This window comes from Kocuria salsicia, from assembly GCF_039532055.1.
GTDB lineage: Bacteria > Actinomycetota > Actinomycetes > Actinomycetales > Micrococcaceae > Kocuria > Kocuria salsicia.
The window spans coordinates 14,386-39,557 of record NZ_BAAARF010000004.1 but is presented as its reverse complement, the minus strand read 5'-3'; the positions used below and the strand labels follow the sequence as shown (position 1 = coordinate 39,557).

At 70.7% G+C, this 25,172-nt stretch carries 28 protein-coding genes and 1 tRNA gene; 13 read left to right on the top strand and 16 right to left on the bottom strand.

Annotated features, from left to right (window positions below):
* The first annotated feature begins 4 nt into the window (after nt 1-4).
* Genes ABD264_RS04460 through ABD264_RS04440 form a run of 5 tightly spaced genes read left to right on the top strand, consistent with a single transcriptional unit; the run spans nt 5 to nt 5,125 of the window.
* Complete coding sequence (locus tag ABD264_RS04460) at nt 5-1,081, top strand: glycosyltransferase family protein (protein WP_344204634.1); 1,077 nt, start codon at nt 5-7, stop codon at nt 1,079-1,081.
* Entirely contained in the window at nt 1,078-2,301 is a 1,224-nt protein-coding gene (locus ABD264_RS04455) for a glycosyltransferase family 2 protein (RefSeq protein ID WP_144941875.1), read from the top strand. Before ABD264_RS04460 ends, ABD264_RS04455 begins: the two co-directional genes overlap by 4 nt.
* The gene (locus ABD264_RS04450; RefSeq protein WP_344204630.1) at nt 2,291-3,322 is read left to right on the top strand and encodes a WcbI family polysaccharide biosynthesis putative acetyltransferase; all 1,032 of its coding nucleotides are present in this window, start codon (nt 2,291-2,293) and stop codon (nt 3,320-3,322) included. The genes ABD264_RS04455 and ABD264_RS04450 overlap by 11 nt, the downstream gene beginning before the upstream one ends.
* Entirely contained in the window at nt 3,319-3,909 is a 591-nt protein-coding gene (locus ABD264_RS04445) for a DUF3253 domain-containing protein (RefSeq protein WP_303105181.1), read from the top strand. The genes ABD264_RS04450 and ABD264_RS04445 overlap by 4 nt, the downstream gene beginning before the upstream one ends.
* 31 nt (nt 3,910-3,940) lie before the next feature.
* Nucleotides 3,941-5,125 (top strand): M20 metallopeptidase family protein, encoded by a 1,185-nt coding sequence (locus ABD264_RS04440; protein ID WP_144941879.1) that lies wholly within the window; start codon nt 3,941-3,943, stop codon nt 5,123-5,125.
* Nucleotides 5,126-5,139: 14 nt separating this feature from the next.
* Here ABD264_RS04440 and ABD264_RS04435 read toward each other — a convergent pair whose 3' ends face one another.
* Together ABD264_RS04435 and ABD264_RS04430 are read right to left on the bottom strand one after the other, a co-directional pair.
* Nucleotides 5,140-6,105 carry a cation diffusion facilitator family transporter gene (locus tag ABD264_RS04435; protein WP_055086422.1) on the bottom strand — a complete coding sequence of 322 codons (966 nt, stop codon included), beginning with the start codon at nt 6,103-6,105 and terminating at the stop codon, nt 5,140-5,142.
* Nucleotides 6,105-6,545, bottom strand: a complete 441-nt coding sequence (locus ABD264_RS04430; RefSeq protein ID WP_094394551.1) for an ArsR/SmtB family transcription factor — start codon at nt 6,543-6,545, stop codon at nt 6,105-6,107. Before ABD264_RS04430 ends, ABD264_RS04435 begins: the two co-directional genes overlap by 1 nt.
* Nucleotides 6,546-6,764: 219 nt before the next feature.
* On the opposite strand from ABD264_RS04430, the gene ABD264_RS04425 reads away from it, so the two are divergent.
* Nucleotides 6,765-7,022, top strand: coding sequence for a hypothetical protein (locus ABD264_RS04425; protein ID WP_344204624.1), 258 nt, complete (start codon nt 6,765-6,767; stop codon nt 7,020-7,022).
* Nucleotides 7,023-7,031: 9 nt separating this feature from the next.
* On the opposite strand, the gene ABD264_RS04420 is transcribed toward ABD264_RS04425, so the two are convergent.
* From ABD264_RS04420 to ABD264_RS04410, 3 genes are all read right to left on the bottom strand, one after another.
* Nucleotides 7,032-7,874, bottom strand: a complete 843-nt coding sequence (locus tag ABD264_RS04420; protein ID WP_344204622.1) for a TVP38/TMEM64 family protein — start codon at nt 7,872-7,874, stop codon at nt 7,032-7,034.
* A gap of 366 nt (nt 7,875-8,240) precedes the next feature.
* Complete coding sequence (locus ABD264_RS04415) at nt 8,241-9,287, bottom strand: NADP-dependent oxidoreductase (RefSeq protein ID WP_344204620.1); 1,047 nt, start codon at nt 9,285-9,287, stop codon at nt 8,241-8,243.
* Nucleotides 9,288-9,364: 77 nt separating this feature from the next.
* Nucleotides 9,365-9,751, bottom strand: a complete 387-nt coding sequence (locus ABD264_RS04410; protein WP_114045794.1) for a DUF1304 domain-containing protein — start codon at nt 9,749-9,751, stop codon at nt 9,365-9,367.
* Nucleotides 9,752-9,841: 90 nt separating this feature from the next.
* Between ABD264_RS04410 and ABD264_RS04405 the strand changes: the two genes are divergently transcribed.
* Nucleotides 9,842-10,420, top strand: coding sequence for a TetR/AcrR family transcriptional regulator (locus ABD264_RS04405; RefSeq protein WP_062818758.1), 579 nt, complete (start codon nt 9,842-9,844; stop codon nt 10,418-10,420).
* 240 nt (nt 10,421-10,660) lie between these two features.
* On the opposite strand, the gene ABD264_RS04400 is transcribed toward ABD264_RS04405, so the two are convergent.
* A complete protein-coding gene (locus tag ABD264_RS04400) occupies nt 10,661-10,957 on the bottom strand; it encodes a hypothetical protein (RefSeq protein WP_344204610.1) in 297 nt (98 codons plus the stop codon).
* Between the two features lie 223 nt (nt 10,958-11,180).
* A tRNA-Ala gene (locus ABD264_RS04395) sits at nt 11,181-11,253 on the bottom strand.
* 101 nt (nt 11,254-11,354) lie between these two features.
* Here ABD264_RS04395 and ABD264_RS04390 point away from each other — a divergent pair.
* Nucleotides 11,355-12,311: a type 2 periplasmic-binding domain-containing protein gene (locus tag ABD264_RS04390; protein ID WP_344204608.1), complete on the top strand. Its 957-nt coding sequence runs from the start codon at nt 11,355-11,357 to the stop codon at nt 12,309-12,311.
* A gap of 6 nt (nt 12,312-12,317) precedes the next feature.
* Here ABD264_RS04390 and ABD264_RS04385 read toward each other — a convergent pair whose 3' ends face one another.
* Both ABD264_RS04385 and corA read right to left on the bottom strand, forming a co-directional pair.
* Nucleotides 12,318-13,397: a mechanosensitive ion channel family protein gene (locus tag ABD264_RS04385; protein ID WP_144941892.1), complete on the bottom strand. Its 1,080-nt coding sequence runs from the start codon at nt 13,395-13,397 to the stop codon at nt 12,318-12,320.
* 35 nt (nt 13,398-13,432) lie between these two features.
* Nucleotides 13,433-14,473, bottom strand: a complete 1,041-nt coding sequence (gene corA, locus ABD264_RS04380) for a magnesium/cobalt transporter CorA (protein WP_290499522.1) — start codon at nt 14,471-14,473, stop codon at nt 13,433-13,435.
* A gap of 66 nt (nt 14,474-14,539) precedes the next feature.
* On the opposite strand from corA, the gene ABD264_RS04375 reads away from it, so the two are divergent.
* The 3 genes from ABD264_RS04375 (at nt 14,540) to ABD264_RS04365 (ending at nt 17,422) form a co-directional block, all read left to right on the top strand.
* Nucleotides 14,540-15,064: an NUDIX hydrolase gene (locus tag ABD264_RS04375; protein WP_344204604.1), complete on the top strand. Its 525-nt coding sequence runs from the start codon at nt 14,540-14,542 to the stop codon at nt 15,062-15,064.
* Nucleotides 15,065-15,072: 8 nt separating this feature from the next.
* Nucleotides 15,073-16,119, top strand: coding sequence for a glycine betaine ABC transporter substrate-binding protein (locus ABD264_RS04370; protein WP_344204603.1), 1,047 nt, complete (start codon nt 15,073-15,075; stop codon nt 16,117-16,119).
* A gap of 85 nt (nt 16,120-16,204) precedes the next feature.
* The gene (locus tag ABD264_RS04365) at nt 16,205-17,422 is read left to right on the top strand and encodes a pyridoxal phosphate-dependent aminotransferase (RefSeq protein WP_144941900.1); all 1,218 of its coding nucleotides are present in this window, start codon (nt 16,205-16,207) and stop codon (nt 17,420-17,422) included.
* A gap of 13 nt (nt 17,423-17,435) precedes the next feature.
* Here ABD264_RS04365 and ABD264_RS04360 read toward each other — a convergent pair whose 3' ends face one another.
* Both ABD264_RS04360 and xseA read right to left on the bottom strand, forming a co-directional pair.
* Complete coding sequence (locus ABD264_RS04360; protein ID WP_144941902.1) at nt 17,436-17,744, bottom strand: exodeoxyribonuclease VII small subunit; 309 nt, start codon at nt 17,742-17,744, stop codon at nt 17,436-17,438.
* An 81-nt stretch (nt 17,745-17,825) separates the two neighbouring features.
* Nucleotides 17,826-19,118, bottom strand: a complete 1,293-nt coding sequence (gene xseA / locus ABD264_RS04355; RefSeq protein ID WP_145009769.1) for an exodeoxyribonuclease VII large subunit — start codon at nt 19,116-19,118, stop codon at nt 17,826-17,828.
* A 58-nt stretch (nt 19,119-19,176) separates the two neighbouring features.
* Here xseA and ABD264_RS04350 point away from each other — a divergent pair, with 58 nt between their 5' ends.
* Nucleotides 19,177-20,103, top strand: a complete 927-nt coding sequence (locus tag ABD264_RS04350) for a hypothetical protein (RefSeq protein ID WP_344204599.1) — start codon at nt 19,177-19,179, stop codon at nt 20,101-20,103.
* A complete protein-coding gene (locus ABD264_RS04345; RefSeq protein ID WP_344204597.1) occupies nt 20,087-21,169 on the top strand; it encodes a 4-hydroxy-3-methylbut-2-enyl diphosphate reductase in 1,083 nt (360 codons plus the stop codon). The genes ABD264_RS04350 and ABD264_RS04345 overlap by 17 nt, the downstream gene beginning before the upstream one ends.
* A 6-nt stretch (nt 21,170-21,175) precedes the next feature.
* On the opposite strand, the gene ABD264_RS04340 is transcribed toward ABD264_RS04345, so the two are convergent.
* The 5 genes from ABD264_RS04340 to ABD264_RS04320 form a co-directional block, all read right to left on the bottom strand.
* Nucleotides 21,176-22,378, bottom strand: coding sequence for a DNA recombination protein RmuC (locus ABD264_RS04340; protein WP_344204595.1), 1,203 nt, complete (start codon nt 22,376-22,378; stop codon nt 21,176-21,178).
* 70 nt (nt 22,379-22,448) lie between these two features.
* On the bottom strand, nt 22,449-23,060 hold the full coding sequence (locus tag ABD264_RS04335; RefSeq protein ID WP_344204593.1) for a response regulator: 612 nt from the start codon (nt 23,058-23,060) through the stop codon (nt 22,449-22,451).
* Nucleotides 23,057-23,506 carry a hypothetical protein gene (locus ABD264_RS04330; RefSeq protein WP_344204591.1) on the bottom strand — a complete coding sequence of 150 codons (450 nt, stop codon included), beginning with the start codon at nt 23,504-23,506 and terminating at the stop codon, nt 23,057-23,059. Before ABD264_RS04330 ends, ABD264_RS04335 begins: the two co-directional genes overlap by 4 nt.
* A 15-nt stretch (nt 23,507-23,521) precedes the next feature.
* On the bottom strand, nt 23,522-24,397 hold the full coding sequence (locus tag ABD264_RS04325; RefSeq protein WP_344204589.1) for a sensor histidine kinase: 876 nt from the start codon (nt 24,395-24,397) through the stop codon (nt 23,522-23,524).
* Nucleotides 24,394-25,155: an ABC transporter permease gene (locus ABD264_RS04320; protein ID WP_344204587.1), complete on the bottom strand. Its 762-nt coding sequence runs from the start codon at nt 25,153-25,155 to the stop codon at nt 24,394-24,396. The genes ABD264_RS04325 and ABD264_RS04320 overlap by 4 nt, the downstream gene beginning before the upstream one ends.
* Nucleotides 25,156-25,172 lie beyond the last annotated feature (17 nt).

Below are 25,172 nucleotides of genomic sequence, written 5' to 3'. Positions count from 1 at the left end.
ACGCGTGATCGCACCCCTCCTGGCCTGTGTGGGCCCCGAACAGCACGGCGTCCGCATGCACGCCCAGAACCTCGCCGCACACACTCCCGACGCGCGCACGGTGGCCGGTTCGCTCACAGAGCTGCGACCGGTTCTGCTGGGGGAGTCCTCACCGGTCCACCTTCACTTCACGGACCGCATCTTCGGCCCGTCACCGCAGGCCGCGGCCTCCACCGTGGCGGATATCGCCGCGGTCCGCCCGGTAACGGTCACCGTGCACGACATCCCCCAGCCCTCGGACGGCCACGCCTTCGAAGCTCGCCGTGCCGCCTTCGCCCGCGTGGTCGATGTCGCCCGCGCCGTGATCGTGTGCAGCGCCTCAGAGCGCGCGCAGCTCGAGCGCCGCGTCCCCGCCACCTCGGGATTGCCGGTGCACGTGAACCACCTGCCCATCGACCCGCCCGAACCGGGTCCCTGGCACCGCGCCTGGCAGTGGGCCGGTGCTCAGCCTCCCTGTCCCTTGTCCCTGTCGGACGGCGACGGCACGGAGCGGGTTCCCAGGGTCGCCGTCCTCGGTTTCCTCTACCCGGGCAAGGGCCACGAGAGCGTGATCGAGGCGCTCGCCGGTCTCGACACGCCAGTGGAGGTGGTGGCGCTCGGTCGCGCGTCGGACGGCCACGAGGACCTCGTCCCCGCGCTCGATGCGGCCGCCCGCCGTCACGGCCACAGCTTTCGGACCACGGGGTTCCTCGACGACACCGCCCTGACCCGCGCCGCGCAGCGGGTCACCGTCCCGGTGGTTGCGCCGGCCCACGTCTCCGCCTCCGGGTCCATCGGACGGTGGATCTCGAGCGGGCGCGCCCCGATCGTGACGCCGCACCCCTTCTTCGAGGAGCTCGCCGAGCGGGCACCCTGGGCGCTCACGCTGACCGATGACCTCTCCGCCGCGCTGCGGGCCGCCCTCGCGGACCCGCGCAGCACGTGGATCGACCCTGCCCGTTGGAACGGCGAGGACCTGCCCTCCACACGGGTGGCCGCAGCCCGGCAGTGGGCACTGCTCACGGGCGAACAGATCCCGGCGAACCGCGGAGGTGACCGGTGAGTGCGCCCGCCGTGAGCGTCGTCGTGCCCTACTTCGAGAACCAGCACGGCCTGGACCGGCTGCTTGCCGCGCTGGCGCTGCAGGACCACCCGGTCGCCGAGATGGAGGTGGTCGTGAGCGACGACGGCTCCGCCGTGCCCCCGGTGCTCCCGCCCCTGCCGTTCCCGAGCTCGGTGGTGCGTCAGGAGAACCTCGGCTTCCGGGCCGGGGCGGCGCGGAACCTGGGCGCAGGCGCGTCCTCCGGGGAGGTGATCGTGTTCCTGGACGGGGACATGATCCCAGAACCCGGGTTCCTCACCGCCCTCCTGGCCGGGGTGCGGGACGCGGACGACGGCCACGGGGCGCTCGCGGTGGGCGCCAGGCATCACGCGGACCTCTCCGGCTGTGACGTGCCGGCGGTGGTGGAGTGGATCAGCACCGGCTCGGCACCGGGAGCGCGGCGGCTCGAGGACCCGCAGTGGCTCGCGCAGGGATACGAGCGCACCGCCGATCTCTCCCGCGCGGGGACCGAGGACTTCCGGCTCGTCATCAGTGCGCTGCTCGCGGTGGACCGGCGGCTGTTCGAGCGCTGCGGCGGTTTCGACGAGTCGCTCGTGGGCTACGGCGGGGAGGACTGGGACCTCGCCTTCCGCTGCTGGCAGCTGGGTGCGCAGTTCCGCCACGTGCCCTCCGCACGGGCGTGGCACGACGGGCCGGACCTCGCCGGGCGCGGGATCTCCCGCGCGGTGAAGGACGCCGAGACCCTGGCGCTGGCGCAGCGCATCCCCCTGCCGAGCACTCGCGGCGCGGGCGTGGTCTTCGAGCAGCCGTGGGTGGTGGTGCGGGTGGGCGGTCACGACGACGACGCCGAGGCATACCTGAGTGCCGCCCACCTGCTGCGGGACACGGACGCCGGGATCTGGTTCGTGGACCGCAAGGACGTTCCCGCCGCGCTGGCCGCGGACCCTCGCGCCCGCGCGGGGGAACCTCCGCGCGAGATTCTCGACCGTGCCCTGCTCCTGGCAGACGTCCACGCTCCGCTCCGTCTGGAGGTCCCCCTGCGCGTCTGGTGCGCGGAGGGGGAGAGCGAGGTGCCCGGACTGCTGAGCGTTCGGGACCTCCGCGCCGTGCGGCGGGGCGAATCGTGCCCGGACCGCAGACCCGTGCCCGATCCTGGCGCGCCCGTCCACGCCGCAGACACCAGCACACGACTCGAGGACAGGGTGGGACATGCCCGCTGAGCACACGCCGCACGTGATCGACGATGTTGATCCGCAGGGCCAGGACGCCGTGCACCGCCCGCCTGCGGAGTCAACCGTGAGCGGGCAGGGGCTGCAGGACGACGGGCGGCGCCGTCACTACGGAGACTTCTACGGGCTCACAGAGCTTCCGGACCTCCCCCTGTTCGCCGTGTACGGCAACTGCCAGGCCGAGTCACTGCGCGTGCTGCTGCACGGAGCGCTGGAGGGGCAGTGGCACGGCGTGCGGATGCCCCCGGTGCACGAGCTCACCCGTGAGGACCTCCCGCACCTGCACGCCCTGCTGCCGCGGCTGGGCCTGTTCGTCACCCAGCCCGTGGCGCCCGGTTACCGTGGGCTGCCGCTGGGCACGGACGACGTCGTGCCCCGTCTGGGCTCCCGGGTGGAGGTTGTTCGCGTGCCCGCGATGCGGTGGTCCGCGTTCATGCCCACGCTCGCGATCGTCCGTGCGCCGAGCGTGGGGGACCCGCCGGTGGTGCCGTACCACGACCTCCGGGTCCTCACGGCGGCCGCCCGGGGCGAGAGCACCGTGCACCTGGAGCATCCCTCGGCCGCCGCCGCGCACGCCGGGCGGGAGGAGTCCCTCGCGCAGCTGCGGATCCGGCAGGAGGCCCACCGCACGCTCGACGTCGCCTCCGTCCTGGACGCCGCCGGTCCGAACGCGGTGCACGTGATCAACCACCCGTGCAACGACGTGCTGCGCACCGTGGCCTCCGAGATCCTCGATGCGGCGGGGCTCTCCGCGCCGGTGCCCGACCCGGGGAGGGTGCTGCTCGGTGGCATCCGCGCGCCAGTCCACGAGAGCACTCTCGAGGTCTTCGGGTACACGGCCTCCGACCTGGACGGCGGGCCGCGGGAGGACTGGCTCGTCCAGGGGTCGCACCTCACGGAGGACACCGTGGCCGCGGAGCACCTGCGCTGGTACGCCCAGAATCCCGCCGTGGTCTCGGCGGGGCTCACGCGGCACGCGCGCCTGATCGAGCGCCTGGGGCTGCGCCCGTGAGCAGGCGCAGGGACCAGGGGGAGGCGTCGGGCACCGACGCCGCTCGGGAGGCGAGCGGAGCGCACCCGGAGGGCACGGCGTCGTCGGGCCCGGAGCGCACCGCAGACGGCCACCACGTGGTGGTGAACGGCCGGCGCTGGCGCGCCACGGACCCCGGGATCCCGGAAACGCTGCGGCAGGAACTCGTCGCGGAGCTGATGGGTGCCCGCCGTGCCGTGAGGTCCGAGGGCCGGGGGGCGAGGCAGCGTGTCCAGGATGCGAAGGTCGCGCTGGGAGAGCGCGGCGAGCCCTGGTGGGAACCGCCCACGGAGGAGGGCCTGCGCGCACGGGAACAGGCGACCATCCGCGCCCTGCTGAGGCACCGGGCGGGGAAGACCATCTGCCCCTCGGACGTGGCCCGCGCCCTGGGCGGCGAACAGTGGAGGGAACTGATGGACGGAGTCCGGGAGGCGGCGCGGGTGCTCGCGGACGTGGGTGAGATCACGGTGCGGCAAAAAGGTGAGAAGGTGGACATTGCGACCGCCCGCGGTCCGGTCCGGCTGGCGCCTGGACCGGCCCTCAAGGGTCTGCCCGAGCCCGGGCGATGACGCCGCGCCACCACCATCGAGGAGCCCGAACGTGTCATTCCTGGAGGACGCCCAGCTGCTGCAGCCCGAGCTCGTTGAGCTGCGAAGGCGCCTGCACGCCCACCCTGAGCTGGGCAACGACCTCCCCTGGACGCAGCGGCAGGTGCTGGAGGCACTGGACGGCTGCGACCTGGAGATCACCCTGGGCCGGTCGCTGAGCTCGGTGGTCGCGGTGCTGCGGGGCGGGCGTCCCGGGCCCGCGGTGCTGCTGCGCGGGGACATGGACGGGCTGCCGATCGAGGAGCAGACGGGGCTCGACTTCGCCTCCACGAACGGCGCGATGCACGCGTGCGGGCACGACCTGCACACCGCCGGTCTCGTGGGCGCGGCCAGGCTGCTGAGTGCACGCCGGGAGGAGCTGCCCGGCTCCGTGGTGTTCATGTTCCAGCCGGGGGAGGAAAGCCCCGGCGGCGCCGCGCCGATGATCGAGGAGGGCGTGCTGAACGCCGCGGGCGAGCGCCCCGTCGCGGCCTACGGGATCCACGTGAGCCCGGGGGAGCCCGGGGTGTTCACCTACCGCCCAGGCACCCTCATGGCGGGGGCCAACCACCTGAGCGTCACGTTCCACGGCAGGGGTGGGCACGGCTCGCAGCCGTGGACCTCCAAGGACCCGGTCACGGCGCTGTGCGAGTTCGGCACCGCGCTGCAGACCATGGTGACGCGCCGGTTCAGCGTGTTCGACCCGGTGGTCGTGACCATGACGCAGCTGTGGGCCGGGGAGGCCATGAACGTCATCCCGGACAGCGCCCGCACGGCCGGCAGCGTGCGCACCCTGTCACGCGAGACCACCGAACGCTTCCCCCACCTGGTCCGTGAGCTCGCGGACGGCATCGCCGCCTCCTACGGGCTGCGTGCGCAGGTGGACTGGAACGAGTTCTACCCCGCGACCATCAACGACCCGCAGGAGGCGCGCTTCACGGGGGAAACGCTCACCCGGCTGTTCGGCGCGGAGCACGTGCAGGTCATGGAGAACCCGCGCATGGGCTCCGAGGACTTCTCCTTCGTGCTGCGCGAGGTCCCCGGGTGCTTCGTGTTCCTGCAGTGCAGCCCGGCGGACGTGGACCTCGCCACCGCACCCTGGAACCACTCGCCGCACGTGCGCTACGACGACGCCGTTCTGGGCGCCCAGGCGGCGGCGCTCGCCGAGCTCGCGTGGGGCCGGCTGCAGCTCGGCTGACGGGCACGCCCACCTCAGGCGTGCAAGACCTCGTCGGACTCCGCGTGCTTGATGCGTGCTGTCTCGATCTGGAACGTGGAGTGGTGCACCGAGACGGCGAAGTGCTCGGCCACGCAGGTTTTGACGTCCTGCAGCAGGTCTGCCGCGTGGCCGTCCCGAAAGCACTCGTCCTCCACCACCACGTGGGCGCTGATCGTGGGCAGGCCGGTGGCCACGGTGGAGGCATGGACGTCGTGCACGTCCACCACGTGGTGCAGGCTCATGATGTGCTCGCGGAACAGGTCCAGGTCCAGCCCCCGGGGCGTGAACTCCATCAGTACGGCAGCCGTCTCCCGCATGATCCGAGCGGCCCTCGGCAGGATCAGCGCGGCGATGAACAGGGCGGCCACGGTGTCCGCGCGCTGGAAGCCGGTCGTGGCGATCACCACCGCGGCCACGATCACGCCGAGGGAGCCCAGGGCGTCGTTCGCCACCTCCAGGAACGCGGCGCGCATGTTGAAGTTGGCGCCCCTGCTGGACGAGAGCACCAGGATGGCCACCACGTTGCACGCCAGACCCAGGGCGCCGAAGACGAGCAGCTCGGTGGGCGGCACCGCGCGCGGCTCCAGGAGCCGGCGGATGCCCTCCACCACCGCGAAGACCCCCACACCGAGCAGCAGGGTGGCCTGCGCCAGCGCCGCGATCACCTCCACCCGCCGGAAGCCCCAGGTGTGCTTGGAACTGGCCGGGCGGGCCATCAGGTGCGCGGCCACGAGAGCCACCAGCAGTCCGAGGGCGTCGGTCAGGGCGTGGACGGTGTCCGTGAGCAGCGCGAGACTCCCGGTGACCGCCGAGCCGACCGCCTGGGCGACCACCATCCCCGCGGTCAGTCCGAACGCGATCCACAGCCGCCACGTGGTTCCGCCCGCCGCTGCTGCGTGCTCGTGACCGGCGTGCCCCGAGCCGGGGGAATGCCCTCCGTGGGAGTGCCCCGCGCCCATCAGCGCTCACCTCGGCCGGAGGGGACCGCGGTGAGCCGCGCGGCGCGGGTGCCGGTGGCGACGTCGTCGAGCCCCGCGGCCACAGGCGGATGGTGGAGGTGCGAGCACAGCACGGCGTCCGTGCCGGTGGTGTGCAGGACCCGTTCCGCGGCCGTGATGACCGCCGCGAGCTCCTCCGGGTGGGTCAGGGAGTACCACGTGGCACGCCCCTCGGGGCGGGCAGCCACAAGGTGGCACTGCGCGAGGAAGCTCAGGTGCTTGCTCACCGTGGACTGGGCCAGGCCCATGTGCTCCACGAGGTCCCGGACGCGGTGCTCTCCGCCGGCCAGGTGCTGGAGCACGGCCAGGCGGGTGGGTTCACTGAGGGCCTGGAAGAGATGGGAGTACGCCGCCGTCGCCCGCGCGTCGAGGGCGGGGAGCTCGTCAGGATCAATCGCCATACGACGATGATATCGCTGGAGCGCGTGAATGCGAGGGGTGAATAAGGATCTGTTTGAGGTGGACTGGCCTACCTTGTCACTCTCAGGAGGGTGACGCGGCCGAACCATGGAGTCGGATCCCCGCCAGCATCCAGGAGCACACGCCATGCCCACCCGCACCCGAGAGCCCGCCAAGGACCGCATCCTCGCGGCAGCTTGCCGCCTCTTCGACGCACGGGGGTGGCCGCGACCGCCGTCGTGCTGCTCGCCACGACTCTGTTCACCGGGTCCACCCCGGCCACCGCGGTGCTCGTGGTGCTGCTGGGTCTGTTCGGGGTGAGCGCGAACAGCGTGCTCATCCACCTGCCCGTCCGCTGCGCCGCGCCGGGCAGTGCCCGGAGGCTGAAGCCACGGAATCTCCCGTACCGAACTACCTTCCGGAACGTGCGCGGGCAATCGGCGGACGTCACGGCGGACTCGCAGGAGCGCTGCCGCTGAGCCGCCGGGCTACTGGCCGGGGCGGCCCTCGGCGGTGCCGCTCGCCGACGTCGATACCCTGGCCCTGCGTGCCCGGCGAAGTTCCCGGTAGGCGAGCAGCGTCAGCACCAGCACGACGACCCACGCCACGCCGATGACCGTGCCGTGAATCACCGTGGGCTCGGTGATGAACGCACCGATCGCGACGAGGGAGACCTGCCCCGGGACGGTGCCCAGGGCGCTGCCGATCAGAAAAGACCGTTGAGAGACCCCGAACGCGCCGCTGCCGTAGTTGACCACCCAGTAGGGCAGGCCCGGGGTCAGGCGCAGCAGGTAGGTGCCCGAGGTGCCCGCCTCCTGCAGGCGTTCCTCCACGGTGGCCGCGTGGCTGCCGAGCAGCTTGCTGACCGTGGCCTTCCCCAGGCCGCGAGCGAGCCAGTACGCCACCCAACTGCCCAGCATGGCGCCGATCACCGAGAGCACACTGCCCTCGACGACGCCGAACAGCACGCCCCCGGCGATCGCCAGGACCGAGACGGGAATGGGGGTCACGGCGAGCGCCGCGTAGAACACGATGAACGCGGCCCACGCCAGGCCGCCCCAGCCGTCCAGCTGGTCCCGCAGGACCTGCGCCGAGGGCAGTTTGACGTGGAACGCGAGCCAGAGCATCACGAAGAGGACGAGCACCAGCAGTGCGTTGCGCAGGACCTCGCCCCACTGCACGCCGCTGCTGGCCGGTGCAACCGGGTCCACAGGTCCCGCGGGGTCTATGGGCTCCCCCGACGTGGTGGGACGGGAGCGCGACGCAGCCGCGCGAGGATCCTCCGGTGCGGTGTGGGAGGCGGGCTCGGGGCTCATCGGTTCGTCGGTCATTCTCTCCACTTCCACGGTGCGGGCGGCGGGGGCGGGCACCTCGGGTCCATCACACACGCAGGAAGCCCGTCCCCCCGGGGGAGGGAACGGGCTTCCTGGGACTGTGGACGCGGGTGGACTCAAACCGAACACCTGGCAGAGGTTCGAGCGGCTCGGCACCGCGTGGGAACAGGCGAAACTCGGTCTTGGCGACGAGCCGCGAGGTGCCGCCGACGATGAACCCGGAGTCGTAGTGAACGCTAGGAGACGAGCTAGAACACCTCTGACGGACAGCCAAGTGGACGCTATTACGCCACGTCTCCACGGTGCCGGAGCGTTGCCCGCGGATGAGGCCGCCGTCGACGGAAACTACGAGGGTGTCGTCCCTCACGCGTGCGCCTCCTCCTCGCCGCGGGTGTCGGTGGGGATGCGGACGAGCATCTTGCCGGTGTTCGCGCCGCGCATCATGTCCAGGAACGCATCCACGGTGTGGTCGATGCCGTCGACGATGGTCTCGTCGTAGGCGATCTTTCCCTCGGCGAACCAGGGAGCGATCTTCTCCTGGAACTCCGCGCCCAGCTGCAGGTAGGCGGCCAGGGTGAAGCCCTTCAGGGTGAGGGCGCGGGTGATGACGTTGGCGAGGTTGTCCGGACCCGGGGCGCGTTCGGTGGTGTTGTATCCCGCGATCGCCCCGCACAGTGCTGCCCGTCCGCCGTCGTTGAAGACGTCGAGGGCCGCTTCGAGGTGGTCGCCGCCGACGTTGTCGAAGAATACGTCGATGCCCGCGGGGGCGGCTTGAGCGAGCTGGCCGCGCACGTCACCGTTCTTGTAGTTGAAGGCCACGTCGTACCCGTACTTCTCGGTGAGCAGGGCGAGCTTCTCGTCGCTGCCGGCAGAGCCGATGACACGGTCGGCGCCGAGGAGCTTCGCGAGCTGTCCGACCGCGGTTCCCACCGCGCCCGCAGCGCCGGAGACGAACACCGTCTCACCCGGCTGCAGCTTCGCGATCGCCGTCAACCCGACGTACGCCGTCAGCCCCGTCACCCCGAGAATGTGCAGGCGCAGGGAGGACGGCACGCCGGGAAGATCTGGCACGGCGCGGAACGTCGAGGCGGCATCCTGCACGAGGTCACTCCACCCGTGCTGGTGCAGCACCAACGCACCCACCGGCAACTCCGGCGCCTCCGAGGCGACGACGCGGCCGATCGCACCACCGGTGATCGTCTCACCGAGCTGGTACGGGGCGACATAGCTGCGGACGTCGTTCCTCCGCCCCCGCATGTTCGGGTCGACCGACACGAACTCGTTCCGCACCCGCACATGCCCGGCCTCGAGCGCCCCCAACGGCACCGTCACGGTGCGGAAATCGTCGTGGGTGGGCCAACCCTGCGGGCGGGCGGCGAGCTGGATCTGCGTGCTGACAGGCGTGGACATGACTGATGAAACTTCTCAAAACAACAACGAACAGTTCCGGGCGCCGGGCGCATACCCCCGGCATGGCAACGAAACGACTACAGGGCGACGCCGATGGCCAAGGCGATCACCCCGAGCAGCGGCAGGATACCCTGCTTGAGCGCGGCGCCGCGCTTGTCGGGGCTGGAGGCGAACAGCACGAGCGCAGCGGCAGCCATCGACCCCGCACCGGTGAACACGAGGGCCGCGCCGACCGCTGTCGCACCCGTGGCGAGGAAGACGATGCCCGCGACGACGGCGATCGCGAGGAACAGGTTGTAGAAGCCCTGGTTGAACGCAAGACTCTTCGTCGCCTCCGCTTCTTCGACCGTGGTCCCGAACGTGGCGCGCGCCTTCGCGCCCGTCCAGGCGATGGACTCCATGTAGAAGATGTAGACGTGGATCAGCGCCGCCAACCCGGCGAGCACGAGACCTGCGATGACCATGATGCGTTCCCTCTCCGGACTCCTGCCCGTTCTGTAATGACTCTTCCAGTATATACTGGACTGAACGTTACGGAACGAGCGAGGTGCAACATGGCCCGGACGCAGGCCTTCGACCGCGACACTGTCGTGCGCGCCGCCCGCACAGTGTTCTGGGAACACGGCTACGACGGCGCCTCCATCCCCGAACTCGAGGAAGCGACCGGCATCCGCCGCTCCAGCCTGTACAACACCTTCGGCTCGAAGCGCGGTCTCTTCGACGAGGCCGTCCAGTCATACCTCGACGAGGTCATCCGCCCCCGCCTGCGCCCATTCAAGGCCGACCCCGTCGCGCCCGATGCCCTCACGGACTACCTAACCGGGCTGTGGGACGCGTTCGGCAACCTCGACTCCATGCCCGCCACCAACGGGTGTCTCCTGGTGAACACCGCGAGGGAATCCATCGCTCACGACTCCGCAGTGGCACAGCTCGTTGCCGAGTATCGGGCAGAGCTCGCCTCGGCGATGAGGCGGGGCGTACACGCCCAGCGACCCGCATCGTTAGCCACGCAGACAGACGATCTCGCGGAGAACATCGTGGCGCTCGTGATCGCGGCCTTCGCACTCGCCCGAGTCGACTCCACCCAGGCCCGCCACAACCTCACCCTCGCACTCCGCCTCGCCCACGACTGAGCTGAGACGGCCGATACGAGCAGACCGTGGCCGAAGACACCCGCGTCGTCCCTGTTCCCGCTGACGAACTCGCCAAGAAGGCGACGTGACGGCGCTCACCGCCGTCTGACGGCGGTCCGGCGCCACCCCACCATGGCGGCGCCTGCCCGGACCTGGAGAACCGCGAGATCTCGGCGCGGACCAGTCGCCGCCACTTTCGTGCCAGGACGCGCCTCCCCCGATTGCATGGGCAACCAGCGCTCACATCGAGACACAGGCAACGCTCGCTGCTACCGGGACATCGCGATCACCGAGGTCGAGTACGCGGCGCTCGCGGCGCAGGTTGAGGCCGCGTTCGACGAACGCCTCGCCTCCCGTTCCCAAGAACTGGCCGAGCTGACCGAGAACCGCAAGCGGCTCCAGAACGAGAGCGACAAGCTGCTCGCCGCGCACTTCGCCGACGCGATCGACCTCGACACCCTCAAGCGTCACCAAGACCGCATCCGCGCCAGCCTCGCTGACATAGACCGTCGGCTCGCCAGCGAGCACGACCACCACGAGGGATCATGTAAGCAACTCAGCACCGCACTCCGCCTGCTGGTCGACTGCGCCACCCTCTACGCACGGACCGACGAGCACGGCAAGCGGCTGGCGAACCAAGCCTTCACTGATGGCATCGAGATCAGCGAGGACGAGCAGGCGACGATCCGACTCGCCGAGCCCTTCACCGCCCTCACACCGGCATCAACCGATGTCAGGTGTTCTAGTACGTCTTCAATAGTGGAGCTTAGGGGAATCGAACCCCTGACCTTTTCATTGCGAACGAAACGCTCTACCAACTGAGCTAAAGCCCCGAACAACAGGGAACACTCTAGTCCTCCCGGCCGGTTTTCGCACATCAGCCGGTGGGGCGGACGTGGCGGGTCGCGTGCGCCGCGGCGCCTAGGCTGGTGGCATGACCGCCGAAGACCCCACCGTGCCGCTGTCCGAGCCCGTCGAGACCGCCCACGAGACCCCCGCGGAGACCGCAGGGGAGACCCCGCAGGAGAGCGCCGGGAACGACGCCGCGCAGGCGCCCTCCGCATCCGAACCCACGGATGCCCGCCACGGCCTCACCATCGGCTACGTGCCCGGTGTGATGCCCGGCAAGTGGTTCGGGCGGTGGCGCGAGCGGCGGATGCGCCCGGTGCTGCGGGACGAGCTGGTCCCCGCCGCCGGCTGGCGTGAGGCGCTCGACGGCGGCAGCGTGACCGCATGCTTCGTGCGCCTCGGCTGGAGCCCGGCGGACCCATCGCTCGAGTCCCTGCGCACCACCCACCACGCCGTGCCGCTCTACGACGAGCTGCGGGTTGCGGTGCTGAGCACCGACGACGTCCTGGGCGTCCTCGACACCCTCACCGTCGCGCAGCTCACCGAGGAGTCCACGCCGCAGCCCCACGCGGACATCGGCGACGCCGCCATGGCCGTCGAGCTCGCGGCCGCCGGTGTGGGCCCCGTGGTCCTCCCGATGTCCGTGGCCCGGCTGCACGCCCGCAAGGACGTGACCACCCGCGAGCTGACGGACGCCCCCACCGTTCCGGTCGCCCTCGTGTGGCCGAAGGGTCTGGACGACGACACCGAGGACGCCATGCAGCGTTTCGTGGGCGTGGTCCGTGGTCGCAAGGAGACCAGCGGGCGGGAGGAAGCCGGCCGCGCGGCGTCGTCGTCCGGGCAGCGGGAGAAGAAGGCAGCCGAGCAGCCCACGGCGAAGGAGCGCGTGGAACCGGTGGCAGCGGCGTCGTCGACCCCCAAGAAGCCCGCCGCGAAGGCCCAGTCCGGGGGCTGGGCCAAGGCTGGCGCGAGCACCAAGCCGGGCCTGCGCCGCAAGCCGGGGCGCAAGGTCAAGAACGGGCGGAACAAGAAGCGCCGCTGAAAGTGCTCAGCCGTCCCCGCGGCGCTCGGAGGACGTGGTGCCCGCGCCACCGGTCTCGTCGCGGCTGGGGGTGCGCCCGTCCGGCGTGTGGCTGTCCGCGTCCGCGGGGTGCGGAAACACCGGGGTGGTGCGCAGGTTGCCGGTGGTCGGCACGCGCGGCACGGGGAACGAGGTGGTGGGCGCATCGCCCTGCATCTCGGGCTCCGAGCCGGTGCGCACGGTGACCTGGTTGGTGGCCGGGATCCGCAGGCCCTCGCGGTCCAGCATCTTCTTGATCCGCACGCGCATCACGCGGGCCACGTCCCACTGCTGCAGCGGCGCGGTCTTCACCGCCAGGCGCAGCGTGATGTTCTCACCGGTGACGTTCTCCACGCCCCACACCTCCGGGTCCTCCACGATGCTGGGCCCGATGTCCGGATCGTCGCGCACCATCTGCGCCTCGTGGGCGATCATGTCCGCGATCAGGTCGATGTTCGTGTCGTAGGGAACGGGGATGTCCAGCACGCAGCGCGCCCAGCCCTGGGACTGGTTGCCCACGCGCAGGATTTCGCCGTTGCGCACGTGCCACAGGGTGCCCTTCACATCCCGCACCTGGGTCACGCGCAGCCCCACGTTCTCCACGGTGCCGATGGCCTCACCCAGGTCAACGGAGTCCCCGATGCCCAGCTGGTCCTCCGCGACGATGAACACCCCGGAGAGGTAGTCCTTCACGAGCGACTGCGCGCCGAAGGACAGGGCCACGCCCGCGATGCCCGCCGAAGCGAGCACGGGAGCGATGTTGAACCCGAGCTCCGAGATGACCATGAGGATCGCGATGGCCCACACCACCAGCGAGGACACGGAGGAGAGCACCGCGCCGATCGTGCGTGCCCGCAGGGCCTGCCGCTCCGCGGCGATCCCCGAGTCCTGCACCCAGCGGGCCTGCCCGTGGTCGAAGCGCCGCACGATCCGCGACTGCGTGCCGCGCGCGATCCCGCGGGTGATCTTGCGGATGAGCAGGCGCGCGACGGCGGAGACCACCACCGCGCCCACGATCACCAGGGCCACGCGGAAGGGTTTGTCGAGCCAGAATTCCCAGTTGTCCATCCCTGCCAGGCTAGAGGTGGCGGATGGGAGTGCGCTCACAGCCAGTCCTTGATCTTGAACACCGCGTAGAGGACCACGCCCACGAGCACCATGAGCACGAGGGCGAAGGGGTAGCCCAGGGTCCAGTGCAGCTCGGGCATGTTCTCGAAGTTCATGCCGTAGATGGAGCCCACGATGGACGGGGCGAAGAGGATGGCCGCCCAGGAGGAGATTTTCTTCATCTGGTCGTTCTGCACCATCGCGGCCTCGTTCTGCCGCGCGGTGGTGAGGGTTGAGTCCAGGCTCATGGCGTCCGTGAGCGAGGAGCGCATGGAGTCCAGCTTGCCGCTGACCTGGATCACGTGGTCCAGCACGTCCCGCAGCCGGTGCTGCAGCTCCTCGTGCGTGCCGTACTTGGTGAAGCCCGCGAAGTAGCGGCGCATCACCTCGCTGAGCGGCGCCACGCCGCGGTGGAACTCGTTGACCTCCCGCGCCAGCTCGTAGATGCGCTGGGAGACGTTGGACTCGCCCGCGAACAACGAGTCCTCGATCTCGTCGATGTCGTTCTCCAGGCCGCTGAGCACGGGGAAGTAGTCGTCCACGATCTGGTCCAGCAGCGCGTAGAGGATGCCGTCCGGTCCGAAGCACAGCAGCTGCGGATCCGCCTCGACCCGCTTGCGGGCCTTGCCCACACCGCTGGACTCGGAGTGGCGGATGGTGATCACGAAGTTCGGGCCGGTGAAGATGTGGATCTCCCCGATCTCCACCGTCTCGGACTCGTCCTGGTAGACCGCCGGGCGGATCACGGTGAACAGGGTTTCCCCGTAGCGCTCCATCTTGGGCCGCTGGTGCGCCTGGACGGTGTCCTCCACGGCGAGCTCGTGGAGCTGGAAGTGCTCGGTGAGGGACGCGATCTCCTCCCTGGACGGGCGGTAGAGCCCGATCCAGGCGACCACGGTGTCCGCGTGGTCGTCCTGCGCGCAGTCCTGCTGGGCCCGGTCCATGACCGTCTGCAGCAGCCGGTAGGTGTCCTGCAGGGACTGGGGGGACTCGACCTTGCGGCCGTCTCGGTAGATGGCGCTCTCCACGATGCTCACCCGGCCATTATGGGCCCCGACGGCGACTGTCAGGGACCGCAGGGGCCCGTCAGTAGACTGGCGCCCATGACTCAGCCCTTCGACTCCCGCGTGGGCGCCTACGCCCTCATCATCCGTGACGAGCAGCTGTTGCTCACCCACTGGAACCCCCGCCACCCGGGTTTCGAGGGTGCGTGGACGCTTCCCGGCGGGGGCATGGAACCGGGGGAGCAGCCCGCGGAGACCATGGTCCGCGAGGTCTTCGAGGAGACCGGTTTCCGCGTGGACTCGGACGGGCTCGTGGACGTGCACAGCTACTGGATGACCCCCGAGCAGCGATTGGACGGCCAGGACCGCGGCAACCACGCGTGCCGGGTGATCTACACGGCGCACGTCACCGGCGGGGAGATGGCGGTGGAGCAGGACGGCTCCTCGGACGACGTCGCCTGGATCCCGCTCGCGGAGGTCGGCTCGACCCCGCGGCTGGACCTGGTGGACCAGGCACTGCGGCTCGCGGGTCTCAGTGACCGTCTGGGCGCGGTGCGGACCCCCACCGAGCGCATCGCGGAGCAGGACGTCTCCACCGAGCCCGGGCGCGGCGGGGACCGGTGAACCCCGGGGTGCGCGTTCGCGCGGTGGCCGTGCTCACCCTCGGCGCGCTTGCGCTGGCCGGCTGCGGGCAGGCTGCACCGCAGGACGGCGGGGACGGCGCGCAGACCGGGGCCTCGGCAGCGTCGTCGGACGGCGGCACCGTGAAGATCGCGACCGGCGTGGACGTGCAGACGAAGGTGCTCGCGCACCTCTACCGGCAGCGGTTGCAGGCGGACGGGGTCAACGCCACCGTGGTGGACGTGGGCTCCTCCCGCGAGCAGATCGTGGACGCCCTGCAGGACGGCCGGGCCACGATGGTTCCTGACTTCACCGGCGACCTCTACGTCTACGCCCGGCAGCACGAGACCCCCGAGACGCCGCAGCCGAGTGCGAGCGGTTCCCCCGCGGCGTCGGCCACGCCCGTCGCCAGCTCGGACGCGCCCCGCGGCCTGCTGGACTCCCTGGGCCAGTTCCTGGGGATCACGGGCGAGACGGGCCCGTCCGACGACGACGTGTACCGCGCCCTGCCGGACGTCCTGCCGCGCGGGATCCGGCTGCTGGACTCCTCCGGTGCGCAGCGCACGGACCGCATGGTGGTGACGGCGGTGACCGGCGCGAAGTACTCGCTGGGGGATCTGAACTCCGTGGGAACGCACTGCGGGCAGCTGAGCGTGGGCATGCCCACGGGCTACGCGGCCAGCGCCCAGGGGGAGCGCGGACTGAAGGCGTACTACGACTGCACGCCCAGGGCCACGCCCGAGTACGGCAGCACGGGCGAACTCGTGGACGCGCTGCTGAGCGACGGCGTCCAGGCGGCGGTGCTGCCCTCCACGGATCCCGCGATCGAGGACGACGGGCTCGTGGCCCTCGACGACCCGGACAGGCTCTTCCGCCCGGAGCGCGCCGTGGTGATCGGCTCCGACTCTCTGAGCGACGACGCCGCGGCCACGGTCAACGCCGTGTCCGCGGACCTCACGTCCGAGGACCTCACCACCATCACGCGCCTGGCGGGGGGCAGCTCGCCCGCCATGACGCCGGAGAAAGCGGCCACCTACGTGCGCGAGCAGCCCCGCTGACGACGTCGCCCCGCCCGTCCGGGGCGAACCGCGCGGTGGCCTGGAGCTGGGTCACGGCCGCGGGAGTGCCGAGTAGTCTGAGCCCATGGCAAAGGTGAACCAGTCCGACAAACTGAAGAACGTCCTCTACGACATCCGCGGGCCCGTGCTGGAGCAGGCCGAGAAGATGGAGGCCGCCGGCCAGCGCATCCTGCGCCTGAACATCGGCAACCCCGCTCCCTTCGGGTTCGAGGCACCGGACGCCATCCTCGTGGACATGATCAAGAACCTGCCGAACGCGCAGGGCTACTCGGATTCCCGGGGCATCTACTCCGCACGCACCGCGGTGGTGCAGTACTACCAGACGCGCGGGATCATGAACCTGGACACCGACGACGTCTACCTGGGCAACGGCGTCTCCGAGCTGATCACCATGACCCTGCAGGCGCTGTGCAACCCGGGCGACGAAATCCTGATCCCTTCCCCGGACTACCCGCTGTGGACCGCCTCGGTGGCGCTGTCCGGCGGCACGCCCGTGCACTACCTGTGCGACGAGGAGAACGGGTGGAACCCGGACCTCGAGGACATGGCCTCCAAGATCACGGAGCGCACCAAGGGCATCGTGATCATCAACCCGAACAACCCCACGGGCGCGGTGTACTCGCGGGAGACCCTGCAGAAGATCGTGGACCTCGCCAAGGAGCACGATCTGATCCTGTTCTCGGACGAGATCTACGAGAAGATCACCTACGACGGTGCGGAGATGGTCAACACCGCGAGCCTCACGGGCGAGGACGTGCTGTGCCTGACGTTCTCGGGCCTGTCCAAGGCGTACCGGGTGGCCGGCTACCGCTCCGGGTGGCTCGCAATCACCGGGCCGAACTGGCGCGCGGAGTCCTACCTGGAGGGCATCAAGCTGCTCGCCAACATGCGCATGTGCGCAAACGTCCCTGCGCAGCACGCCATCCAGACGGCGCTCGGCGGCTACCAGTCGATCAACGACTTCATCCTGCCGGGCGGGCGGCTCAAGGCGCAGCGTGACATCGCCCACCGCAAGCTCAACGAGATCGACGGCATCACGTGCGAGCAGGCCCACGGCGCGCTCTACCTCTTCCCGAAGCTGGACGTGGAGAAGTTCGGCATCGTGGACGACGAGCGCTTCGCCCTGGACCTGCTCAAGGAGCAGAAGATCCTGCTGAGCCACGGCACGGCCTTCAACTGGGGCAGGCCGGACCACTTCCGCCTGGTCACCCTTCCCGCCGTGGACATGCTGGACACCGCCCTGGACCGCCTCGGGGAGTTCCTCTCGACCTACCAGCAGTAGCGCCGCACGCGCGTCACTCGTTCGACGACGCCGCCTGCTCCCGGTCCTCACGACGGGCGCGGGCGGCGTCGAGGCGTTCCCGGGCGCCGTCGAGCCACTGCTCGCAGCGGGTGGCCAGTGCCTCGCCGCGCTCCCACAGCTGCAGGGACTCCTCCAGGGTGGTGCCGCCAGCCTCGAGCCGGGAGACGATGTCCACGAGCTGCTCGCGGGCCTGCTCGTAGCCCAGGCCGTCGACGTCCGAGAGGTCGGGGCCGGTGCCGGGGGCGTTGTGCGGGGATCCGGCGTTCTGCTGCGTGTCTGCGTTCTGGTTCTGCTGTGCCATGGGGGTTCCTTCCGGTGAGGTGCGGGATGGTGCTCTGGCGCTCTGTTGCGCTCGTGCTTGGGTGCGGGGGTGGCCGCCCGGTCAGTGCTCTCCGGGCTGCCTCGTGCTGCTGGAGGTCACGTCCACGCCCAGCTCGCCGCGCGCAAGACGCACGGAGAGGGACTGGCCGGGGGCGGCGTCGGCGGCGTCCGTGAGCACGGAACCGTCCGCGGTCTGGACCACCGCGTACCCGCGGTCCAGCGTCTGCTGGGGTGAGAGCGCGCGGACGCGGGCCCGCATCTGGCCCACGGCATCCCTGGCGCGCAGGGTCTGCGCGTTGGCCGCGGACCACGCGCGGGAGCGCCAGCGGTCGAGGTCCTCCTCGCGGATGAGGATCATGCCGTCCGGCTGGGACAGGGACGGCCGCGAGCGCATGGTGGCCAGGCCCTGCTGCTCGCGGTCGATCAGCGTGCTCACTGCGCGGTCCAGGGCGGCCCTGGCCTGCAGAAGGCGCAGCCGCTCGTCCTGGACGTCCGGGACGATCCGCTTGCCGGCGTCCGTGGGGGTGGAGGCCCGCACGTCCGCCACGTAGTCCAGCAGGGGCTGGTCGTTCTCGTGGCCGATCGCACTGACCACCGGCGTCCGGGCGGCGAACACGGCCCGCAGCAGGGATTCGTCGCTGAACGAGAGCAGGTCCTCGAACGCGCCGCCGCCACGGGCAATGACGATGACGTCCACCGCGTCCATGCCGTCCAGCTCCTGCAGCGCCTGGATCACGGCCTTCGCCGAGCCCGTGCCCTGCACCGGGACCTCGCGGATCTCGAACTCGACTCCCGGCCAGCGGTTGGTGGCGTTGCGCACCACGTCCTTCTCCGCGTCCGAGTTCCGCCCGGTGACCAGCCCGACCCGGTGGGGGAGGACGGGCAGCCGCTTCTTGTGGGCGGGGTCGAACAGGCCCTCCTCCGCGAGGGCGCGGCGCAGCCGTTCGAGGCGTTCCAGCAGGTCCCCGAGACCCACGGGACGGATGTCCCTGCCGAGCATCGAGAGCCGCCCGGTCTTGACGTAGAAGTCCGCCTTGAGGTTCACGACCACGCGCGAGCCGCGTTCGAGGGGACGCTCCAGCCGGGCCATCTCCCGCTGGAAGAGCGTGACATTCACCGAGACCTCCTCCTGCAGGTCCCGCAGGGTCACGTAGGAGACGCGGGCGCGCTGGTTGACCTCGATCACCTGGCCCTCGACCCACGCGTCCGGGGCCTTCTGCACCCAGCCGTGCAGCGCGTGGGAGAGCGTGCTGAGCGGCCAGGGGTTCTCGGGCGTGGTGTCACGGGCCAGCTTGGGCAGCTCCGGGGGACGTTCCTGCTCTCCGGCGCCTTCGGGGGAGGACGAGGTGTTCATGGGACATGACTACCATCCGCCGAGGACACGCACAGCGGATTCTCCTTAGAGTGGAGCGGTGAGCACCCCCGAGCACTTCCCACGTCCACCGCTGCTGCGCAGCCTGACGGCGGCACTGTGCGCCCTGCTCGCCGGCGCCGGTTTTGCCCTGTGGCTGGGGATCTCGTGGCTGCAGGACCACGTGCTCTCGCCCTCGGGCTTCCAGGACACGGCCGCCTCCGTGGTCACGCAGACCTCTTTCCAGGAGGACCTGGTGAGCACCCTGGTGGATCAGGCCACGCTCCACGCTGGCGACACCCCTGGAACCGGGATCGACGCCCTCGACGGCGTGCTCCAGCGGGTCCGCGACTCCGCCGTCTCCGCAGCGCAGCAATGGCTCACTGCGCCCGAGCAGGAGGGCACCTGGATCCAGGTGCTCGACGACACCCACGACGCCAACGTCCCCGTGACACCGAGCGCGGGCAAGGCACCGGACGAGTTCGTGGTGGACGTCTCCGCCCTCGGCGCGGCGGTGGAGCAGCAGGTGGAGAAGACCGTGGGGTTCTCCCCGGGGATCGCAGACCAAAACCTCACCATCACCGTGCCGGGCGCCCACACCGGCGCGGTCGTGGACACCCTCGTGCAGCTCGCGCAGTGGCGATACGCGCTGCCGTGGTTCGCCGGGATCCTGGCGGTGCTCGCACTGGTGGTGGCACCCCGCCGGTGGCTCGCGCTCGCGGGGGTGGGACTGTCCGGCGTGCTGTTCACGGGCGTGGTGCTCGCCGTGGCGCTGAGCTCGGCCCAGAAGCTCGTGGACGCCTCCGCCGTCGAGCCTGTGGCGCACGTGGTCACGGAGCAGATCGTGGCGCAGCTGCGTGAGTCCTTCGTCACCTCGAGCGTCACGGGGATGCTCGGCGCGGGCGCCGTGGCGCTGTTCGGTGTGATCCTGGCCGTGGTGCGCCCCAGGGCGGTCACCTACCATAAGAGGCATGTCCACAGTGGTTGACCTTTCCATGCCCACCGTCCCCAGGGTGCGCCGCACCCCGGAGGAGATCGCCGCGGCCGCCCCGGTCACCGGGGAGCGCCGGGTCCTGCTCGCCGCACCGCGCGGCTACTGTGCCGGGGTGGACCGTGCGGTGATTGCCGTGGAGAAGGCCCTGGAGCACTATGGTGCTCCCGTGTACGTGCGCAAGGAGATCGTGCACAACAAGCACGTGGTGCAGACCCTCGAGGAACGCGGGGCGGTGTTCGTGGAGGAGACGGATGAGGTTCCCGAGGGCGCGATGCTCGTGTTCTCGGCCCACGGCGTCTCACCGGCTGTGGTGCAGTCCGCCCAGGACCGGAACCTGCACACCATCGATGCCACCTGCCCGCTGGTCACCAAGGTGCACCGGGAGGCCGTGCGCTTCGCGAAGAACGACTACGAGATCCTCCTGATCGGCCACGTGGGCCATGAAGAGGTCGAGGGCACGTTCGGGGAGGCACCCGAGCACATCCAGATCGTGAACTCCCCGGAGGACGTGGACACGCTGGAGGTCAACGACCCGGACAAGGTGGTGTGGCTCTCCCAGACCACCCTGAGCGTGGACGAGACCATGGAGACGGTGAACCGGCTGCGGGCCAAGTTCCCGAACATGATCGACCCGCCCAGCGACGACATCTGCTACGCCACCTCCAACCGCCAGGCGGCCATCAAGGAGATCGCCCCGCAGGCGGACCTGGTGATCGTGGTGGGATCGGCCAACTCGTCCAACTCCGTGCGGCTCAAGGAGGTGGCGCTGGAGTACGGCGCCGCGCGCGCCGAGCGAGTGGACTTCGCCCACCAGGTGGACGAGTCCTGGTTCGAGTGCGTGGCTACCGTGGGGGTGACCTCCGGTGCGTCCGTACCCGAGGTGCTCGTGCAGCAGGTCCTGGAGCTGCTGGCCGAGTACGGCTACGGGTCCGTGGAGGAAGTGGAGACCGCCCAGGAGGACATCCTGTTCTCCCTGCCCAAGGAGCTGCGCGCGAAGCTCGCCAAGGACGGGGACACCGCCCGCGGTCTGGGCGGCCGCGGCACCAAGCCCTCCCGCTGAGCCGCGTCAGTCCTCCACGAACTCCGTGGCCGTCAGCGGCCGGGGCACCGCGTCCACGGGGGTGGTGTCGAGGGTTCCGGCACCCGTGACGGTCGGGTCCAGTTCCGCGATCTTGCGGGCCGAGGGCAGCACGCGCGACTCCATGGAGCCCACGAGTTTGTTGTAGCCCTCCACCGAGCGCCGCAGGGACCCGCCCATGTCGGACAGGTGCTTGCCCACCGAGCCCATGCGGTCGTAGAGCTCCCGGGACAGTCGGTACAGCTCTCGCGCGTTGTCCGTGAGGGTGGCCTGGCGCCAGCTGAACGCCACGGCTTTCAGAGACGCGAGCAGGGACACCGGTGACACCAGGGCCACGTTCTGCTGCGCGGCGTAGTCCAGCAGGGAGGCCTCCGCGTCCAGCGCGGCGGCGAGGGCGGACTCGACGGGCACGAAGCACATCACGAGTTCGGGGGAGCTCTCCTCCGCGGACCAGTACTTCTTGGAACCCAGCGTGCTCACGTGCGAGCGGAGAGCCTTGGCATGGGCGGCGAGCAGCTGGGCCCGCCGAGTCTCGTTCTCGGGGGAGCCGTCCGCGGGGACGGCCTGGGCATCCAAGTAGGAGTTCATGGGGGCTTTTGCGTCCACCACCACGGACTGTGCACCCGGGAGGTTGATGACCATGTCCGGGCGCTGCACCCCCGCGTCGGTGGTGCGCACGGTCTGCTCGGTGAAGTCCACGTGGCGAGTCATTCCCGCGGCCTCCACCACGCGGCGCAGCTGCATCTCGCCCCACGCCCCGCGTGCCGTGGTGGAGCGCAGGGAGGACTCCAGCGACCCGGTGGCCTGCAGCAGCTGCTGGTCCGTGGTGCGAGCGGCCTCCAGCGCCTGGGCCACGGCGCCGAACTGCGCGGCGCGGTCCCGCTCCAGCTGGTTCACGTGGCGTCCCACGGAGGAGAGCTGCTCGTTGAGCGGTGCCAGGGCACGCATGACGTCCTGGTCCTGCACGGCCCGAGCCTCCATGGACTCCACCCGCTGCTCGAGCTGCTCCGCGGCCGCCCGGGCGGAGGCGCCGTCCTGCAGCGCGGCAATCCGCTGCTCCTGGGCCTGTTCCAGCTCGGTCTCCAGCGCCGTGGACTTCTGGTGGGCCAGCACGTACCCCAGCACCACACCCACCACGAGGGCGAACAGCGCCCACAACCACCACACCTGAGCCATCACCGAAGCATCCATGCGCTCACCATGACAATGCTGTCCGACACGCATAAGCGCCCCGGCTGAGCTCGTCACCGGATCCGGAGGGCTACAGCCACCCGTTGCGCGCGGCGACGGCCGCCGCCTCGGTCCGGTTGGTGGTTCCGGTCTTGCCGATCGCGGCCGACAGGTGGTTGCGCACCGTCCCCGCGGAGAGCTGCAGGGCCCGGGCGATCCGCCCCGCCGAGGCCCCGTGGGACGCTTCCCGCAGCACGTCCTGCTCCCGCGGGGTCAGGGGGTTCGGTCCGGCCAGCAGGGACTTCTCGGCCAGCGCCGGATCGACCACGCGCAGCCCCGCGTGCACCTTCCGGATGGCCTCCGCGAGCTCCGCAGCGGGGGTGTCCTTGACCACGAAGCCGGACGCCCCGGCATCGAACGCGCGCCGCAGGTAGCCGGGGCGGTCGAACGTGGTGACCATCAGGCACCGCGTCCCGCGCCCGGCAGCCACGATCCGCTCCGTGGCATCCAGGCCGGTGAGCCCGGGCATCTCGATGTCCAGCAGCGCCACGTCCACGGGGAGGTCCCCGGCGAGGGCCACGGCCTCCTCGCCGTTGGCGGCCTGGGCCACCACGGTGATGTCCGGTTCCAGGTCCAGCAGAGCGGCCAGTCCGGCGCGCACGAGGGCCTGGTCGTCCGCGATCAGCACTCGGATCTCGGTCATGCCCGCCTCACTTCCACGATCGTGCCGCCCCGGGGATCCCGCGCGACGGTTGCCTCGCATCCCGCCGCCCGTGCCCGCTCCTTCATGCCGCGGATGCCGTTGCCGTCTCGCAGCTCCGGTTCGGCGGCACCGGCCTCGGAGCGTGCCTGGTTTCCGGGGCACGACGACGCCGCCTCCCCGCGGTCCCCGGCACGCACCGGCCGCTCCGTGTCCGGGCCGACGCGCCCCACACTGGCCCGGTCGGGCGCATCCGCTACGGCGTCGTCGGTGCTCGGACGGCTCGTCGAGGGCGCCGTGCCGCCCGGACGAGCCACGGTGTCGGTCCGGGCTGAGTGGTGAGTGGGGGCACCCGCGGCCCGTGCGCCGTCGTCCGCGATGCGCAGCGACGAACCGGTGAGCGTCACGCTGCAGTGAGCGGCGCCCGAGTGGCGGACCACATTGGTCACGGCCTCGCGCAGGATTTATGCGAACACGGAACGGGTGACGGCGTCGAGGAGCGGGACCGAGGACGGCAGGTGCGGGTTGATCCCGGCGGCGCGCAGGGCCGCGCGTGCCTGGACGAGTTCGACGCCCAGGTCCAGGTCGCGCAGCCTGCCGACCGTGGAGCGGACGTCGGTGAGGGCTTCGCGGGACAGGGCCAGGACGTCGTCCAGCTCGGCGACGGCGCGCTGCGGGTCCGTCTCCACGAGCCGCTGGGCGAGCTGCGTCTTGACGGTGATGACCGTGAGGGAGTGGCCCAGGATGTCGTGCACGTCCCGACCCACGGCCTCTCGCTGCCGGGAGATCTCGAGCTCGCGGGCCAGGCGCTCGTGGGTCTCGGAGCGATCCACGGCGAAGCGGGAGAGCAGGATGATCGGCCCGGGCAGGACCAGGCCGAACAGCGGCCAGAACCACTGCTCCCGGGGGAGCAGCATGAGCAGCGGAACCAGGGCGGCCGTCTCGATCAGGAGCGAGGCCAGGATGCCCTGGCGCAAGGGCAGTCGGAACGCGCACACGGCCACGAAGAACGGTGCCGTGTAGGCCATGCCCCATGGGGAGGCCGGCAGCAACAGGGTGAGCGGCACCAGCAGGACCGCGCACCACAGCACGGCGTTGCCCAGCACGCTCAGGTACGGAAGCAGAATCTGCCGGATCCAGGAGACCGTGTAGAGCCCGGCGAAGAGCGCCAGTCCGAGCAGTCCCAGGGCCCTGGCCCAGACCGGCTCGTCACTCTGCAGCAGTGCCGCGGCGGGGATCACGAGGAACACGAGCCAGACGGTGGCAAACAGCAGGTCGGACCAATGGTGCTCGGGTTCCTCGGTGCGTGGGCGCGGGGCGGTCCGCGTGGCGGCGCTCACCGGCGGCCCGTGGAGGACCGGGCTGCCAGCAGCGCGATGATCCCGAACACGGCGGCCCAGGCCACGGCGTTGACCACGAGCCACAGCAGGCTGTCGGTCTGCGGGGCACCGCCCATGGTGGCCACCTCACCTTCGGTCACGGGATAGCGGGCAATGCCCACGATTCCATACATGGGGGTGAAGCGGGCGACGGCCAGCATCCCGCCGGAGAGCGGCATGAACACGTTGCCGAAGAACGCGAACACCACCAGGGCGCCGGAGGCGGCCCCCACGGCGGTGTCCGAGCGGAAGATCAGGCCCGCGGCCAGCCCGTAGAACGCGAACACCACGGAGACCACCACGCACAGCACGGCGGCCAGCGTCCAGCGCCAGAGGTCGTCCATCGCGGCGTTGGTGAACGCTCCCACCAGGAACACGATGACCACGGGCAGCACGGCGATCAGCAGAGCCACCGCCACCTTGGTGGCCGCGTAGCCGCCCGTGCCCATGGGGGTCAGGGCGAGCTGCCGGCCCCAGCCCTGCAGCCGTTCCACGGCTGCGCCGGCGGAGATCGCGGTGGTGGCGGTGACGGCCCCGTACACGGCCATCGACACCATCACGTACGCGGAGACGTTGCCCCCGGGCAGGCGGGCGTCGGACCAGCCCTGCACCGCGCCGAACAGGATGAACAGCACGGCGGGCAGCAGGGCCACGAAGACGAGGTTGGGGATCGCGCGGACGTTCCGCAGGACGTCGTGGGCGGTGTAGGTCAGGGACATGACGGGCTCCTTGGGGT